Below are 15,924 nucleotides of genomic sequence, written 5' to 3'. Positions count from 1 at the left end.
GTCAAACGCTCTTCTGCTGCTCCGAGGCAGCCGGTTGCTGGATCTTCCCGGTCGCGGCGGCGCTCGCGGCGCCCGCCTGTTCGTACTTGCGCTCGCGCGGGGCGACGAGGCTCGCGTCGACGGCGTCGGTCACGTGGACCGGCTGCCCTGCGCACGTGTAGTCGAACTCCCGCAGGTACTTCACGGCGCCCTTCTGCTCGTGTTTCGCGAGCGTCGTGCGCATCCAGTCCGGATCGTTCCGCTTCGGGAACGCGGGCTTGTAGTGCGCGCCGCGCGACTCGTCGCGGTTCTTCGCGCCCTGCGCGATCACGCGGGCGAGCACCAGCATGTTCTCCAGGTGCCGCACGAACTGCGCGCCCTGGTTCGCGCGCGGCGAGCCGTCGGGGCTGGCGACCTTCTTCACCCGCTCGTCGAGCTCCGAGAGCTTCCCGAGCACCTGCTCCAGCGTCGCGTTGTCGCGCTCGATCGTCACGTCGCGCAGCATCATGTCGCCGAGCTCTTGGTGCAGCTTGAAGGGGTTCTCGGCGTTCTTCGCGTCCTGGTTCTGCTTGAGGATGCGCTCGTAGTCGTCCTGGCAGCGCTTCTCGGCCTTCTCGAAGGTCGACTTCGGCAGGTCGAACGCGCTCTTCGCGAGGCTCTTCTGGTAGCTCGCGACCGAGGGGCCCGTGACCATGCCGCCGTAGATGCACGAGAGCAGCGAGTTCGCTCCGAGCCGGTTCGCGCCGTGGTACTGGTACTCGACCTCGCCCACCGCGTAGAGCCCGGGGATGCTCGTCGCGTGGTTGCGCGGCGAGCCCGCCTTCAGCGACCCACGCGCGTCCTTCTCGAAGTCGACCCAGAGGCCGCCCATCGAGTAGTGCACGGCGGGGAAGACCTTCATCGGGTTGTGGTACGGGTCGGTCCCCGCGAACTTCTCGTAGATCTCGAGGATGCCGGCGAGCTTCGAGCGGAGGAACTTCTCGTCCTTGTGCGTGAGGTCGAGGTAGACCTCGTTCTCGTTGCGCCCGGTCTTCTGGTTGAAGACGCCACGCTTCTCGTGGAAGCAAGTTTTGAAGATGGCACGTGAAGCGATGTCACGGGGCACGAGGTTGCCGTAGCCCGGGTACATGCGCTCCAGGATGTAGTCGCGCTCCTTCTCGGGGATCTCCTTGGGATTGCGCTGATCCTTCGCGTCCTTCGGCACCCACACGCGGCCGCCCTCGCCGCGCGCGCTCTCCGAGATGAGGCGGAGTTTGTCCGCGCCCGGGATCGCCGTCGGGTGCACCTGGATGAACTCGCCGTTCGCGTAGACCGCGCCCTGCTGGTAGACCGTCGAGGCGGCCGTCCCCGTGCAGATCACGCTCATCGTCGAGCGGCCGAAGACGATGCCGTTGCCTCCCGTGGCGAGCACGACGGCGTCGCCCTGGAAGTACTTGATCTGCATCGTCTTGAGGTCCTGCGCGATGCAGCCGACACAAGTGCCGTTGTCGTCGAGCACGGCCTGCAGGAAGTCCCAGAACTCGAACTTGCGGACCATCTTCTCGCCCGGGATCGACACGCCGTGCTCGTCGACGACGTCGGCGATCTCGTAGCGGCGCACCTGCTCGTCGAGGGCGTAGAGGAGCTGCTGCCCCGTCGTCGCGCCCGCGAACGCCGTGCGGTGGAAGAGCGTGCCGCCGAAGCGACGGAAGTCGAGCAGGCCTTCGGGCGTGCGGTTGAAGGGCACGCCCATGCGGTCGAGCATGAAGACGATGCCCGGCGCCGCCTCGGCCATGCCCTTGACGGGCGGCTGGTTCGCCAGGAAGTCGCCGCCGTAGGCCGTCTCTTCGAGGTGGATCTGCGGGCTGTCGCCCTCGCCCTTCGTGTTGACGGAGGCGTTGATCCCGCCTTGCGCGCACACCGAGTGCGAGCGCTTCACCGGGACGAGCGAGATCAGGTCCACCGGGACCTTCGCCTCGCAGAGCTTGATCACCGTCATGAGGCCCGCGAGGCCCCCGCCGACGACGACCACCCTTCGAACCTTGCCCCCCTCGCTCCGGATCGTGCTTTTCGCAGCCATGCCTCAGAACCTCACTCGATGACCGGCCCGACGGAGGCGGGCTTCTGCGTTTGCTGGAGGATGTCGACGCACGTGCGCGCGTCGGAGCCCCCCTTCTTGCCGAAGATCATGTCCTGCACGGAGGACCCCGTGGAGAAGTAGATCGCCGTGTTCGCGCCGAGCAGGAAGATTGCGACGCCGAGCACCCCGAAGACGGCCGCGGCCATCTGCTGCGAGCGGCGCGACACCGTCACGCCCCACGAGAAGCAGAAGCCCCAGAGCCCGTTCGCGAAGTGGAAGACGCTCGCCGCGATGCCGAGCACGTAGAGCAGACCCACGACCGGGATGCCCTTCACCGTCGCCGACATGTTCTGGCAGAGCGCGGGGTAGAACTGCTCGGGCGCGAGCTTGCCCGCGAGCTTCTTGCCCCAGTACTCGTAGAGGTGGAACGCGATGAACGCGAAGGCCAAGAGGCCCGTGACGCGCTGGAGCGTGAAGGCCCAGTTGCGCGTGGTCTTGTACTTCGAGACGTTGTACTTCGCGTCGAGCGCGAGCTTGACCCCGTAACCCGCGTGGAAAAGCAGGGGCAAGAGGATCAGCCCCCACTCCAGCACCGCGAGGTACGGCGTGTGCGTGATCTCTGCGACCGCCTTGTCGAACGGCTCCTGTCCCTGGAGCGCCTTGGCGTTCGTCCACAGGTGAAACACCATGAACGCGCCGACGGGCGCGACGCCTGTCAGCGAGTGCAGCTTGCGCAGGAGAAACGCGCGGCGGTTCTGCGCGAAGAGAGATTGATCGGCAAGCGCTGCTTCGGACACGAATGCTCCTCGTCGTCTTGCGGGCGACCGGCGATGTATGGGACTCTAGCCAGGACGTCAAGGTGACGCGATCTTTAGGTAACTCGCTCGGCCGCTGGCCCTGGGCGATCGCAGGGTTCGGCCTGGCGGTCGCGTGCGCTGCGTGTGGTGCCGCGTGTGGTGGATCGCGGAACGACGCCATCGCGCCGACGGTCCCGCTTTCGTCGTCGATCGAAGCGCAGACGGAGCTTCGGGGCATCGAGGCCTCGTTCGCGCAGTCGAGCCGCGCCGAACGCCAGGCCCTGGAAGACCGGCTGCTCGCCTTCCAGGAGCGTTATCCCAAGGACGCGCTCGGCCCCGTGGCCGACGTCATGCTCGCCTGGATCGCGCTCGAACGCGGCGATCTCAGCCGCGCCACCGAGCTCTCGTCCCGCGCCGAGACGCAGACGAAATCCGTCGGCACGACCGCGGAGCTCGCCCGGATGATCCAGGGCGCCGCGCTCCGCCGCTCCGGCAAGGCCGAGGCGGCGCTGGGCAAGCTCTTGCCGCTGCTCGGCAAGCTCATCGACCCGCACGCCCGGACGTTCCTGAACGAAGAGGCGACCGCGAGCGCGATCGGCGCCAAGCACCACGGTCAGGCGATCGAGCTGATGCTCGTGTGGCTGCACGAGGCGTCGATCGAGGAGCGCGCCGAGGTGCGCTCGAAGCTCGCGGAGCTGCTCGCGAGCATCCCGCCGGCGGCGCTCGCGCCGATCCTCGAAGCGCGGCGCAAGCAGCACCCGGAGCCGCTGCACGAGGAGCTCGAGGTGCAGAAGACGCTCATCGAGCGGCTCTCGGGCGCGGCGATCTCGGCGCGGGATCAACAGCTCGCGCGCCGGCTTCTCGCCGCGGCGATGCCTCTGCTCGGGACGAGCGCAGACGAGCTCGCCGAGCTCGCGGCGGGCGCGGGCGGCGCGCGTGTCGAGGCGCCGACGCTCGGCCTGGTCTTGCCCACGCGCAGCCTCGAAGCGCGGCGGCGCGGCACGCAGGTCGTGAGCGGGGTGATGTTCGGCCTCGGGCTGCCGGGTTCCGCGGCGCGGCTCGTGACGCGTGACGACCTCGGGCGCGACACGGGCATCGAGGACGCGCTCGAAGGGCTCGGCGCCGACGGCGCGGCGATCGTGATCGCGGGCGTCGATCGGGAGGAGGCCACGATCGCGGCGAAGTTCGCGGAGCGCGAGTCGATCCCGGTGGTGCTCTTGCATCCGCCTGCGCCGGACGTGGCCGACTCGGCGTTCGTGTTCGTGGTCGGCGAGGAGCCGGAGCGCGTGCGCAAGGCGCTCGTCGGGGCGCTGCCGGCGAAGGGGCAGGTCGTGTGGGTCGGCGACAAGGGCAGCGTGGACATGGCGCGGGAGGAGGCGTTCGAGTGCACGCGCCTGCCGCCGTCATGGCGTGGCATCGGCGGCGTCGTGGTCTACGGGAGCTGCGTGTCCGACGTGCTGCTTTCGGTCTCCGGGTCGAGCGTGAAGACCGCGGTGGGCCTCGACCTCGGCGGGGTGAACCTGCCGAAGGGCACGTTCGCGGCGACGGCGGGGGCGTACCCGATCGATCCACGAGCGCCGGGGCGGGAGTCGCTTTCGGCCTGGATGGCGGCGCACCCGGATCCGCCGAGCCTGTGGGCGGGGCTCGGGCGGGACGCGGCGGTGCTCGCGTGGGTCGGCGTGGAGGGGTTGCCGACGCAGGGGACGCGGGACCCGAAGGAAGTGAAGCGTCGGCGGGAGCAGGCGGCGGCCGCGCTCGCGGTGGCGGAGCGGGACTTGTGGACGACGGAGGCAAAAGGGTTTGGCGGGGCGCGTCGGCTCGCGCGGACGATTGGGGTGCGCGAGGTGCGGTGAGGGGGATTCTTGCCGCGGCGCAATCACGAGGCCTCCCCTTCCTCGTCAATCGCATTGGCGCGTTCCGCGTCGTCGCCTTCCGCCCCCCCGCACCTTCGTCCTCGCCCCCCCGCCCCAATCGCGGTACATCCATCCCTGGCATGCGTCTCCGCGCCCCCGCCTTTTTCCTTGTCCCCTTGCTCCTCCTTTCGGCGGCGCCTGCGCTGGCCGATCGTGTCGTCGTCTTGCCTTCGCAGGGCAGCGCGGCTCCGGCGGCGCGCCTTGGGTTCGATCAGGACATCATGCGGGGGGCGGCTTCGTTCAACCATTCCATCGCGTCCGAGGTCGAGACCCAGGCCGCGCTCGTTCGCATCGTCGACGGCACCGCCGATACGCCCGAGGAGTTTGCCACCGTCGCCAATGTCCTCCGGGCGAACTGGATCCTCTCGGCCCGCGTCGAGCCCGCCGCCGTCACCATCCGCGTCGAGATCGCTGCCTACCTCGCCACCCTCGGCCGCGTCGAATCCGTCGCCCGCGACGTCGACCCCCAGAAACAAGCCACCCAGGTCCAGGAGATGCTCGCCGTCCTGATGCGCCCCGAAGGCGTCGGCGTCGGCGCCCTCCCCTGGGAGCAGCCCCTTCCGCCGCCGCCCCCGCCGCCCCCCATCCCGCCGCCGCCGCCCCCGCCGCAGCAGCAGCAGCTTCCGCCGTTCGGGACACCACAAACCCCCTGGAACATGGGGCAATTCATGCCCCCGCCGCCCCCTCCGCCGCCGCAGCCGGCGCCGAAGAACGAGGTCTCGATGAAGTACCTCGGCGGCTCCCGACAAACCGTTTGGCCTCCCTACGCCGCGGGCAAGCCCGTCTTCCTCAGCGCGCTCATCGGCTTCTCCGCCGCCGCCTCCTCCGGAAGCCGCGCCACGGGCGGTAGCGGGGCCTTCGTGGGCGCGCTGCGTGGCGGCTACGCGATCGGCGAATCCGGGCTCGAGCTCTTCGCCGGCCTCGCAGGCAACCTCGCCGGACCCCCTGCCTTGTGGATCGACCTCGGCGGCCGATGGCTCTTCTCGCCCACCGTCAACACCGCGCCCGACGGCCGCAAGGAGGGTTTTTCCTTTCACGTCGGCCCCGAGCTCTTCCTCGGCCCCTTCGTCCGCCTCGGCAGCACCCTCACCGCGCCGAACGGCGTCACCTACGAGGGCCGCAGCACCGGGCATTTTTCCATCGGCGGCGCCCTCGATCTCGTCGTGGGCCTCTCGCCTGCGCTCCGCATCGACGCCCAGCTCGGCAACCTTCGCTTCGTCCCCACCGAGGACGGCACCATCGTCCTCATGGGCGCCACCCTCGGCATGACGTACCGGTTCTGAGGCGGGGCGCCTTGGCCACGATCGTCCCGCTCCCCACGCGTCGCGCCACGATCCGCCTCGCGCGGGCCGTCGCCGCCGCGCTCCGCCCGGGCGACCTCCTGATCCTCTCGGGGGACCTCGGCGCGGGCAAAACCTTCTTCACCCGCGCCCTCTGCCGCGCCCTCGGCGTCCCCTCCGCCGAACCCATCACGAGCCCCACCTTCACCCTCGTCCACGAGCACGCGGGCACCCTCCCGATCGCGCATGCGGACCTCTACCGCATCGGTGACGAGGAAGAGCTCGTGCAGCTCGGCCTCCGGGATCAGCGCGGCGAAGGCGCGGTCCTCGTCGTCGAGTGGGGCGCGCCGTATGCTGCGGCGCTTGGCGGGGATGCGCTCTTCGTCACGTTCGAGGTCGCGGCGGATGGAACGCGGCGGGCGCGGATCGAGGCGGATGGGGTTCGGTCGGCGGCGCTCCTCGCGGCGGCTACCGGGGGGCTCGGCACGTCGGCCTGACGGGCGCCGGACGGCCGTGATAAAGAGGTCCTCGCGTGGACGACTCCGAACCGAAGCTCTTGCAGCGGATCCTCGATCCCGTGCTCGGCTTCTTCGAGAACATCGGGACCACGGTGAGCCTCACCTTCCAGACCGTGGCCTGGCTCTTCCGCCCTCCGTTTCGGGCGAGCCAGATGCTCGCCGCGATGGATTACATCGGCGTCCAGTCGGTCTTCCTCGTGGGCCTGACCGGCCTCTTCAGCGGTATGGTCGTCGCGCTCCAGTCGGTCGCCGCGCTCAAGCAGTTCAGCGCCGAGGCGAACGTCGGCGGCATCGTGGCCGTCTCGCTCATGCGGGAGGTCTCGCCCGTCTTTTCGGCGCTCATGATCACCGCGCGGGCGGGCAGCGCCATGGCGGCCGAGCTCGGCAACATGCGCGTCACCGAGCAGATCGACGCGATTACCACGATGGGCGTGAGCCCGGTCCAGTATCTCCTTTCGCCGCGCCTGCTCGCGGGCGTCACGATGGGCCCGCTCATGTGCATGCTCTATTCGACCATCGGCATGATCGGCTGCTACATCGTGGCCGTGGCATGGCTCGGCGGCGACTGGGGTTTTTTTCTGCGCAGCGTCCACGACTTCGCCCGGCCGCGTGACCTCTTCATGGGCCTCGTGAAGGGCGCGATTTTCGGCTTTTTGATCGCTTCGATCGCCTGCCGTCACGGCTTTTTCGCCTCGGGGGGCGCGCGCGGCGTGGGCATGGCGACCACGCGCGCCGTCGTCGAGAGTTGTGTGGCGATCCTCGTGGCCAATTACATTCTCACGCAGGTCATGCTGGGAGACATCTAGGGATGGCGAATCCGCACACGCCCGAGGGGCTCGATGTCGGGGCGTTGAACGACAGGCTCGCCCGCGAGCACCCGATCGACGCCTATTACGAGCGCTCGATCCTGCCGATCCGGCTCATCGAAAAGGGCCGCCTTTCCATCATTCGTCGCTTCGCCGGTCCCGCGGACGGCCTCGACCTCGCCGAGATCGGCTCCGGCGGCGGCCACGTCCTGCGCATGTTCCCGCGCGCTCGCATCACGGCGATCGACGTCTCCGAGGTCTTCCTCGACACGGCCCGGAAAAACCTCGCCGGCTACGACGCGCGATTCTTGAAGGGCGAGGTCGACAAGATGGACCTGCCGCCGCGCTCCTTCGACCGCATCATCTGCACCGAGGTCCTCGAGCATTGCGTCGACCCGCAGGCGATCCTCGGGGCGATCGCGCGGCTCTTGCGGCCCGAGGGCGCGGCGGTGATCACGATCCCGAACGACCCGCTCATCCTCGGCTTGAAGGGCTTTGTCCGGCGCACGCCCGTCGGCTGGGCGCTACGTGATCGGATCGAATGGGGCGGCGACCGGTACCACCTGCATACGTGGACCCCCGGCGAATTCGGCCGCCTGCTCGAAGGGTTTTTCCGGGTCACCCACCGCGCTTCGTCGCCGTCCGATCTGCTCCCGATCCGGGCGTGTTTTCGGTGCGTGCTTCCGTGAGGATGCGAGACGGCGCTCAGGCCCACGCGGGATCGGGAAGCCCGATACGCTCGGCCTGGCGCCGCGCCCAGCTCATCAGTGCTTCCTGCTCGGCCGGAGCGAGGTTGCGCTCCAATCCCTGCAAGACCCGACGCGTCGCCGCCTGAGAGAGGATGACCTTCACGAGGTCGGCCGACGCCTCGACGACCCCGATCCTCTCCCCGTCTCCGGCGCCGTACGCCGCTCTCGCTTCGAGCCAAGCCTCCCACGCCGTCGCGCTCGGCTCGGCAGCGGCCTGCACGCGCCGGCGTAGCTCCCGGCCCGCTTTGGGATCGACGCCTGCCTGCACGAGGGCGCAGATTCGCTCGAGCAGCGCGGCGGGAAGGTCCGGCGGCACGGTGAGGCCCTCGTCGGTGGTGGTCCCGCAAAGCCGACCGAACAGGTGATCCCAGGCGGTGAGCGCATTCGAGGCATGCTCGTCCACGACGTGGAGGACACACCAGACGCGCAGCGCCGCCGCGCTCGCCGTGTCGAGCTCCGCCCCGACGTCCTGGAAATACCGCTCCAATCGTTCCCGCTCTTCGAGGAGCCGGCGCTCGCTGGGCGGCGCCCCGGAGCCTTTCTCGGCCGCGGCCCGCTCCTCGACGTAGCGCCTCGAAAGGCGCGCCGTCGGCTCCGGCGCGCTCGTCAACGCCGGCGGCAGACCCATGGCCTCGAAAAAAGGCCACCAGCGCTTCATGCCGAGCACCGACAGCGCTTGTTCCCAATCGATGAGGTTTCGCGCCGTGACCGGGAGTGTCGTCTCCCGTTGCTCCCACTCGTCCGACATGTGAACGCTCCTATTCGCTGATCAACCAGCCAATCACGGCTCCCAGGGTCGTCCCCACCGCTGCGCCCGCCCAGGCGCCCGCCTTCGCCCCGGCGACTCCGCCCGCCGCGCCTCCGCCGAACGTACCGAATCCTGGGGCTACCAGCGTGCCGCCGCCACCTCCCAAAATGGCACCGGCACCAGCGCCGAGGACCGCCCCGACCCCCGCACCGATCAGCCCGCCCGCCGCTGCTGCGCCGAGCTTCGCGCTTCCCGGCGCCGTCCACGGCTTCGGCTTCGGCGCCGGCTTCGGCGTGGGGTTGGGGATCGGCTCTTTCACCCATTCCCAGGCCTCCTTCGGCACGCGGAAAGGCGTGTCGTTGCAATCATCGTCTTTCCATGCATCGAGCAGGTTCTTGAGCCGGCGCTGGAGGTTCCTGAATTTCTCTTGATGCCCCTCGACCGATCCGATGTTGTGTCCATCGATGATCAACGGGTTGCTCTTGGACCAGTTGTTGAACTGGAGGTTGTACACGTCATCGACGATCCCCTGCCAAAGCGCCTTCAGCGCCGTGATCACCTCCCAGATCTTCCTGAGCAGGTCCTTGCACTGATCATTGTTGTTCGGTGCGGGCGTCGTCTGTCGCTGAATCTGGTGTTCGCCGAGGCCGCGCTGCTGTACCACGTGCGTGAGCTCGTGGGCCATGAGCCGCTTCCCATCGGCCGTTGCCGGTGCATATTCGCCCTCGCCGAACACGATATTGCGCCCGACGGTATATGCCCGTGCCTTCACCGCGCGCGCGGCACTCGCGGCTTGGCTGTCGGTATGAATTCGAACCCGATTGAAATCGTACCCGAAGCGCGGCTCGAAGAAGGAACGGAGGTCGCGGGGAAGCGGCGCGCCCCCCCGTCCTGCGCCTCGCAGAGCAGCTCCGACGTCCAGCGAGCCTTCGGTATTCGCCGAAGGCTCGTGCTTGGCCTGGATCGTCGCCTTCTCCTCCTCTTCGCACGACGCACATTTGCGCTGCACCCTTTCCGGCGCTGCGCCGATGGACGCCGGTTCAGCCATGCGCATCACCTCATCGGCCACATGGTCCGCCTCGCGCTCGTACGCGTCGCCCGGCGTGCTGATGCCAGGCTTGCGTTGGATCGGCGGCGCCGTGAGGGGGATGCGCGCGTCCGTCGACGATTCCGCGCCCTCCGCACGGCTCGGAGCGCTCGATGGGGACAGGGGTATTTCGAGGAAGGAGCGTCGCCACGCAGCGAACGGCAGCGGAGCAAGAGGCTCGTTGGGCTCCAAAAGCGAGGATCGATGCCGTGTGGGCTTCGGGATCAGCGGAAGCGTTTCGGGAGTTCGTTCTTTGCGAGCGAGCATGAACACGAGAGCCTCCCTTCATCAAGGAATGTCAGCTTACATCAAAATCGAGCTGGCGACATCGATATTTCGACGCTTGGGCGCGGCGCGCGGCATGCTTCGCGCGTGGCGGGCAACCGTGTCCTTCCCTCATCACGCCTCGTCGCCATCCGAATCTGCTCCCGATCCGGTGTGTTTTCGTCGTGTGCTCCGGTAGCAAAAGGATTCACCCCTTCTCGCCGCGCGCCGTCGCCGCTAGAATCCTGTCCATGCTGAAACGCGCGCTTTCTTTGGGTTTGATCACCACCACCTTCCTCCTCGCCGCTTGCAGCGACGGAGGCTCGAACACGAGCGGCTCCGGCGCCGGCGGCAGCGGCGCCGCGGGCGGCACCGGGGGCACCGGGGGCACCGGGGGCATGGGCGGCATCGGGGGCACGGGCGGCGCCGGTGGCACGGGCGGCGACGGCGGCATGGGCGGCGCTGGCGGCGGCGGCGGCGTGGTCGAGGTCGATCCGCTCGTCGGCATCGGGACCGTCGAGCAGGTCCAGGGCAATTTCATGTTCACGGAGGGGCCGCAATGGAACCCCGCCACGAAGACGCTCCTCTTCACCGACATCCCCGCGAATCGCATCTACGAGCACACGCCGGGCGGAGCGATCGACGTCTTCCGTGAGCCCAGCGCCAACACGAATGGCCTCGCCCTCGATCAAAACGGCCTTCTCATCGCCTGCGAGCACAGCGGCCGGCGCGTCTCGCGCACGCTCGCGAACGGCACGCTCGCGAGCATTGCCGATACATACGACGGCAAGAAGCTGAACAGCCCGAACGACGTCATCGTGCATTCGAACGGAACGGTGTATTTCACCGACCCGCCCTACGGCCTTCCGGATCCCGGCCAGAGCGAGCTCGGCTTCTTTGGCGTCTTCCGCGTCACGCCCGGCGGCGAGGTCACGCTCGTCGCCGACGACATGCAGCGGCCGAACGGCATTGCGCTTTCGCCGGACGAGAAGACGCTTTACGTCGCCGACACCGCCACCAGCGAGCTGCGCGCCTGGCCGGTGAACGCCGACGGCTCGCTCGGGGCCGGGAGCAAGCTCGTCAATACGAGCCAAGGCCCCGACGGAATGGCCGTGGACGAGAAGGGCAACCTCTTCGTCACCACGTCGGCCGGCGTCGAGGTGTACAGCCCCGCGGGCAAGCTCTACGGCGCCATTGGGGTCCCCCAGCAGCCCGCGAACTGCGCGTTCGGCGGCGAGGACAAGAAGACGCTCTACATCACGGCGCGGACCGGCCTTTACCGCGTGACGCTCCAGGGCGCCGGCCTCTACTGATTCGCGTCACATTCGCCCCGCCGCCCAGATCGCCACCGCCACGCCCATCACGCTCTCGCCGGCGACGAAGCCCGAGGCCGTCGCCGTCGTGTACAGCTCGTCCTTTTTGGGGAACTTCCAGGCCAGGATCGCGGCGACCGCGGCCCCCACGAAAAGCGTAAAACTCGTCGACGCCGGCAGGATGAACGCGAGCCCGATTCCGAGGGGCGACGGCACCCAAGGGGCGAGGCGCTTCGGCCCGAGCTCGCTCACGATCGTGCACACCACGGCGACGCCCGCCGCCACGGCCATGATCAGGGGCGCCTCGGGCGGCAGGCCGGCGAAGCCTCGCGTCAAGAGCTCGGCCGCGCCTTTGAACATCTGCACGCCCGGGGCGGGGTATTTCGTGCCGAGCAGCTCCAGCGGGAAGGCCTTGGCGAAGATCAGCGCCGTGACGAACCCGCCCGTCACGACCCCGAAGAGCTGCGCGAGGAGCTGCTTTTGCGGCGACGCGCCGAGGAGCCGGCCCGTCTTCAGATCCTGCATCATGTCGCCGCAGCTATTGGCCCCCGCGTTCGTCAGCCCCGCCGCCATCAGGCTGGCCTGCGTATGGCCGCCCGTGAGCACGGCAAAGAGGAGCTGCGTCACCATGGCCATCGGGCCGATCGGATTCACGTCCGTCTCGCCCAGCGTCCGTGTCCCCACGAGCGCGAGCGCGCCCGCGAGCACGATGGCCGCGAGCGTCGTGCCCGGGTGCATGCCGAGGACGAGCCATTGCGTGACGATCGCCAGGATCACCGCCGCAAGGAGGCCCCCCACGAACCAGCGCCGTGGCACCTCCACGTCCTCGCGCACCACCTCGCCCGGCGCCTTCGCCCCCATGGCGCCGAGCGACCGCACCGACGCGGCGATCGACCCTCCTTTGAGCGCAAACGACACGAGGCCGCCCACCACGAGCATCACGACGCCCGGCCAAACGGTGAAACCCACCGCGTCGCCATAAAGCGTCAGCGCATCCGGCGTGGGCGTCACGATGCCGCGCCCGAGGGCCCACGGGACGACACCTGTCCAGCAGAGCGCCGCGCCGACGGCCATCCACGCGGTCGTTCGCAGCCCGACCAGCGCGCCCGAGCCGAGCGTCATGAGCGACACGTCGAGCCCCAGCGTGAGCCGCGCCAAGCCCATTCCGCCGAGGCTCGCGAACGCGAACGGCACCGTATCCGGGACGAACCCGAGGCCCCCGCGCGTGAGGGCGAGCATCGCGCCGATCCCGGTCGCCCAGAGCAATGCGCGTGCTTTCTGGGCCCCGCCTTCACCCTCGCCGTGCAGCGCGAGCGTCGTTTGTGCTGCGGCGATCCCCGAGGGAAACTTCAGGTTCTCACGGTTGATCATCTGCCGCTTGAGCGGGATCGCGAAGAGCACCCCGAGCAGAGCGGCGGTGACGACCCACGCCGTGATCTCCAGCAGCGAGAGCCGCCGCTTCGTCACGATCATGAGCGCCGGCACGGCCGTCACCATGCCGGCGCCGGCCATCGCGGCCGCGGCCGAGGCGGCCGTCTGCATGGTGTTGTTCTCCAGCACCGAGAACGCGGGCCCGGACACGACCCCGCGCCAGAGCCGGAACAGGAGCCACCCCGAGAGCGCCGCGGTGATCGAGGCGCCGTACGTGATGCCGATCGTGAACCCCGTGTAGAGGTTCGCGGCGGACAGCACCGAGCCGATCACGCACCCGAACACCACGGCGCGCAGCGTGAATTGCGGCTCGAGGGGCCGGTAGACCTGCGCATACCACGCTTCGTCCGAGACCCGCCCGTGCACGTCCGCGGGCTCCTCGCCGTGCGGTTCGTTCGTGACGTCTGCGGGCAGGCTCGACATGGATGCATCGTCCCAGCGGGAGAGGGTCGAGGTCAAGGCGCGCAGGGATCCGTCCGATGTACAACCGTTTCGTGGTGATTTTCCACGCGGGCGTCCTAGACTCTCGCACATGCTTGGAAATCGAAAAGTGACCTTCACTTCCATGTTTCTGGTCCTCGCCCTCGCCGCGTGCGGGGGACAAACCTCGGGCGGCGGCGACGGCGGCGCCGGGGGCGAAGGAGGCAACGGCGGCAACGGTGGTAACGGCGGCGGAGGCAACGGCGGCGCTGGGGGCGGCGGCGGCAATGCGGCCTGCGACATCGTCGGATCCTCGACGCTCCCCGGCGTCTCGGTCGAGTTCGTCACGACCGATTGCACGTACACCGTCGCCGAGGCCGCGGCCGGCATCAAGATCGATTACAACATCGTCGCGGCCTCCGCGGTCGCGAACGTCTATCCCGCGTCGCAAAGTAGCTGCGGGCAGCCGGACGACAGCGGCCTCATTCCCCTCGCGGTCCTCTCCGGCGCCGGCCAGAAGTATTGCCTCTGCGACGTCGGCATCTGCCCCGCCCCGGGCGACGTGCCGAACGTCGTCCCCGCGGGCACCTCTCCCGGCTCGTTCACGTGGGACGGGGTCAACTGGAACGGCCCCAGCGATTTCGGCGCCCCGAAAGGCGAGCCCTTCCCGCCCGGCGATTACACGCTCAGCGTGAGCGCCATTGGCGAGTATGACGACGCCGGCGCGAAGAAACCCTTCAAGGTGGAAGGCACGTTCCTCCTGCACCTCGTGCCCTGAGCCGAAAGATCGAGGCGGCCGGGAACTTCCGGCCGCCTGCGCGCTCGGATCGGGCATGTCGATCCGCCGGCTCGCCCCCGCCCTCCTCCTCGTCCTCGCGGCTTGCGCCAAATCCACGCCCGGCCCCGAAGCCGCCGCGCCCGCGGCACCTGCGCCGAAGACCCTCGCCAAGACCACACCCCCGCCCGTCGACGAGCCTCTCGCGCCGCCCGTCGTCCAGAGCGACGCGCCTCCGCCCGTCGCCGTCGCGCCCACGCCCGTCCCCGACGAGCCCCTCGCGCCGCCCGTCGATACCCGTTCTGCCGACCCCCTCGTCGCGAAAGGGTCGATGTGGGGAGACGCCGGCATGGACAAGAAAGGGTCCGGCGGCCTGGGTTTGTCGGGGATCGGCGAGGGCGGCGGCGGGCGCGGGGAGGGCATTGGGCTCGGCTCGATCGGCGTGATTGGACGCGGGGCCGGCGTGGGCTCGGGCGCGGGCTTTGGATCGGGGCATGGCAGGCTCGGCGGCTCGCACCGCGGGCCGGCGGGTGTGCGCGTGGGGCCGGGTGGCCTCGGCGCGTCCGCGCAATCGCAGGGCGGCGTACGCACGGGGGAATGGGACGACAACGCGAACTACCGCGAATACGCCCGCTGGCTCGGCAAGGAGCGCGCCCCGGGCGCCGCGACGATCGACCTCTCCGCGCGCCGCTTCCTCGTCGTGCGCGACAGCGCGGGCAAACCCGTCCCGAGTTGCCCCATCGAGGTGCGTGATTCCGCGGGGACGACGCTCTCGCTCCGCACGACCGCGAATGGCCGCGCCCTCCTGTTTCCGCGCACCGAGGGCCTGAAAGGCCCGGACCTCGTGGCCACGGCGCGCTGCCAGGGCGAATCCGTCGCGAAGACGACCACCGTGGTTCCGGGCGACGGCGTCGTCGACCTCGTCCTTTCCGGCACCCGTGTCTTGCCCGAGGCGCAGACCATCGACGTCGCGTTCGTCCTCGACACGACGGGCTCGATGTCCGAGGAAATCCATGCGCTGCGCGACACGCTCGAAAAGGTGGCCGGCGCGCTCTCCAAGATGAACGTCCGCCCGCGCGTGGGCCTCGTCGAGTACCGCGACCGCGGCGACGAATACGTGACCCGCATGCACCAGATGACCACGGACGTCACCGGCCTCCAGGCCCGGATCGCCACGATCAGCGCGGGCGGCGGCGGCGACACGCCGGAGCACGTCAACGAGGCGCTCCGTGTCGCCGTGCGCAATCTCCGCTTCCGGCCCGAATCGCTGGCGCGCCTCGTCTTCTTGATCGGCGACGCGCCCCCGCACCTCGATTACGCGCAGGACGAGGGGTATGCCGGGGCGATGAAGGAAGCGAGCCACGCGGGCGTGCAGGTCTATTCGATCGCGGCCTCGGGCATGGATACCCTCGGGCAGGTGGTCTTCCGGCAGATCGCGCAATACACCGGCGGAACGCACATGTTCGTCCTGCGCGGCGGCGCGGGGCCGGAATCGGTGGGCGGCGGTGATCCGCGCGCGAGCTGCGGCGGCACGCACACGGATTACACGAGCGGAAACCTCGACGCGCTCATCCTGGGGAAGGTGCAGGGAGCGATCGCGGCGAGGGATGCCGATCCGATGCGGATCGCCGGGCTGAACCAGGACGAGAAGGACCGGCCTTGTGATCAGCGGATCGTGATGGCGCGGTGAAACGGCGGGCCAGCACACCTGTGTCCACGTAGCAAGAAAATTCGACCTGCAACGATTTGTCCCTCGGCGTCGAGGCGCGCCCTCGACCCGTGTAC

The 15,924-nt window shown here is 69.3% G+C and carries 13 protein-coding genes; 8 read left to right on the top strand and 5 right to left on the bottom strand.

Features of this window, described 5'->3' with window-relative positions; translation table 11 throughout:
- Position 1: 1 nt before the first annotated feature.
- Together sdhA and POL67_RS50250 are read right to left on the bottom strand one after the other, a co-directional pair.
- Entirely contained in the window at positions 2–2,038 is a 2,037-nt protein-coding gene (gene sdhA / locus POL67_RS50255) for a succinate dehydrogenase flavoprotein subunit (RefSeq protein WP_271929663.1), read from the bottom strand.
- An 11-nt stretch (positions 2,039–2,049) separates the two neighbouring features.
- Complete coding sequence (locus POL67_RS50250) at positions 2,050–2,835, bottom strand: succinate dehydrogenase/fumarate reductase transmembrane subunit (protein ID WP_271929662.1); 786 nt, start codon at positions 2,833–2,835, stop codon at positions 2,050–2,052.
- 62 nt (positions 2,836–2,897) lie between these two features.
- Here POL67_RS50250 and POL67_RS50245 point away from each other — a divergent pair, with 62 nt between their 5' ends.
- The 5 genes from POL67_RS50245 (at position 2,898) to POL67_RS50225 (ending at position 8,041) form a co-directional block, all read left to right on the top strand.
- Positions 2,898–4,688 carry a type 1 periplasmic-binding domain-containing protein gene (locus tag POL67_RS50245; protein WP_271929659.1) on the top strand — a complete coding sequence of 597 codons (1,791 nt, stop codon included), beginning with the start codon at positions 2,898–2,900 and terminating at the stop codon, positions 4,686–4,688.
- Between the two features lie 140 nt (positions 4,689–4,828).
- Positions 4,829–6,031 (top strand): hypothetical protein, encoded by a 1,203-nt coding sequence (locus POL67_RS50240; RefSeq protein ID WP_271929656.1) that lies wholly within the window; start codon positions 4,829–4,831, stop codon positions 6,029–6,031.
- 11 nt (positions 6,032–6,042) lie between these two features.
- Positions 6,043–6,525 (top strand): tRNA (adenosine(37)-N6)-threonylcarbamoyltransferase complex ATPase subunit type 1 TsaE, encoded by a 483-nt coding sequence (gene tsaE / locus POL67_RS50235; protein WP_271929653.1) that lies wholly within the window; start codon positions 6,043–6,045, stop codon positions 6,523–6,525.
- A 35-nt stretch (positions 6,526–6,560) separates the two neighbouring features.
- A complete protein-coding gene (locus POL67_RS50230) occupies positions 6,561–7,352 on the top strand; it encodes an MlaE family ABC transporter permease (protein WP_271929650.1) in 792 nt (263 codons plus the stop codon).
- Positions 7,353–7,354: 2 nt separating this feature from the next.
- Entirely contained in the window at positions 7,355–8,041 is a 687-nt protein-coding gene (locus POL67_RS50225) for a class I SAM-dependent methyltransferase (RefSeq protein ID WP_271929648.1), read from the top strand.
- Between the two features lie 16 nt (positions 8,042–8,057).
- On the opposite strand, the gene POL67_RS50220 is transcribed toward POL67_RS50225, so the two are convergent.
- Positions 8,058–8,849 carry a hypothetical protein gene (locus tag POL67_RS50220; protein WP_271929645.1) on the bottom strand — a complete coding sequence of 264 codons (792 nt, stop codon included), beginning with the start codon at positions 8,847–8,849 and terminating at the stop codon, positions 8,058–8,060.
- A gap of 10 nt (positions 8,850–8,859) precedes the next feature.
- Entirely contained in the window at positions 8,860–9,918 is a 1,059-nt protein-coding gene (locus POL67_RS50215; RefSeq protein ID WP_271929643.1) for an eCIS core domain-containing protein, read from the bottom strand.
- 533 nt (positions 9,919–10,451) lie between these two features.
- Here POL67_RS50215 and POL67_RS50210 point away from each other — a divergent pair.
- Complete coding sequence (locus POL67_RS50210) at positions 10,452–11,513, top strand: SMP-30/gluconolactonase/LRE family protein (RefSeq protein ID WP_271929641.1); 1,062 nt, start codon at positions 10,452–10,454, stop codon at positions 11,511–11,513.
- Positions 11,514–11,519: 6 nt separating this feature from the next.
- On the opposite strand, the gene POL67_RS50205 is transcribed toward POL67_RS50210, so the two are convergent.
- Positions 11,520–13,367, bottom strand: a complete 1,848-nt coding sequence (locus POL67_RS50205; RefSeq protein ID WP_271929638.1) for an OPT family oligopeptide transporter — start codon at positions 13,365–13,367, stop codon at positions 11,520–11,522.
- A gap of 127 nt (positions 13,368–13,494) precedes the next feature.
- Between POL67_RS50205 and POL67_RS50200 the strand changes: the two genes are divergently transcribed.
- Complete coding sequence (locus tag POL67_RS50200; protein WP_271929636.1) at positions 13,495–14,142, top strand: hypothetical protein; 648 nt, start codon at positions 13,495–13,497, stop codon at positions 14,140–14,142.
- Positions 14,143–14,197: 55 nt separating this feature from the next.
- Positions 14,198–15,829, top strand: a complete 1,632-nt coding sequence (locus POL67_RS50195; protein ID WP_271929633.1) for a vWA domain-containing protein — start codon at positions 14,198–14,200, stop codon at positions 15,827–15,829.
- Positions 15,830–15,924: the final 95 nt, after the last annotated feature.

The sequence above is a fragment of the Polyangium mundeleinium genome (assembly GCF_028369105.1).
Lineage (GTDB): Bacteria > Myxococcota_A > Polyangia > Polyangiales > Polyangiaceae > Polyangium > Polyangium mundeleinium.
The sequence above is the reverse complement of the archived record's forward strand: the minus strand, read 5'-3'. Positions and strand labels throughout refer to the sequence as shown.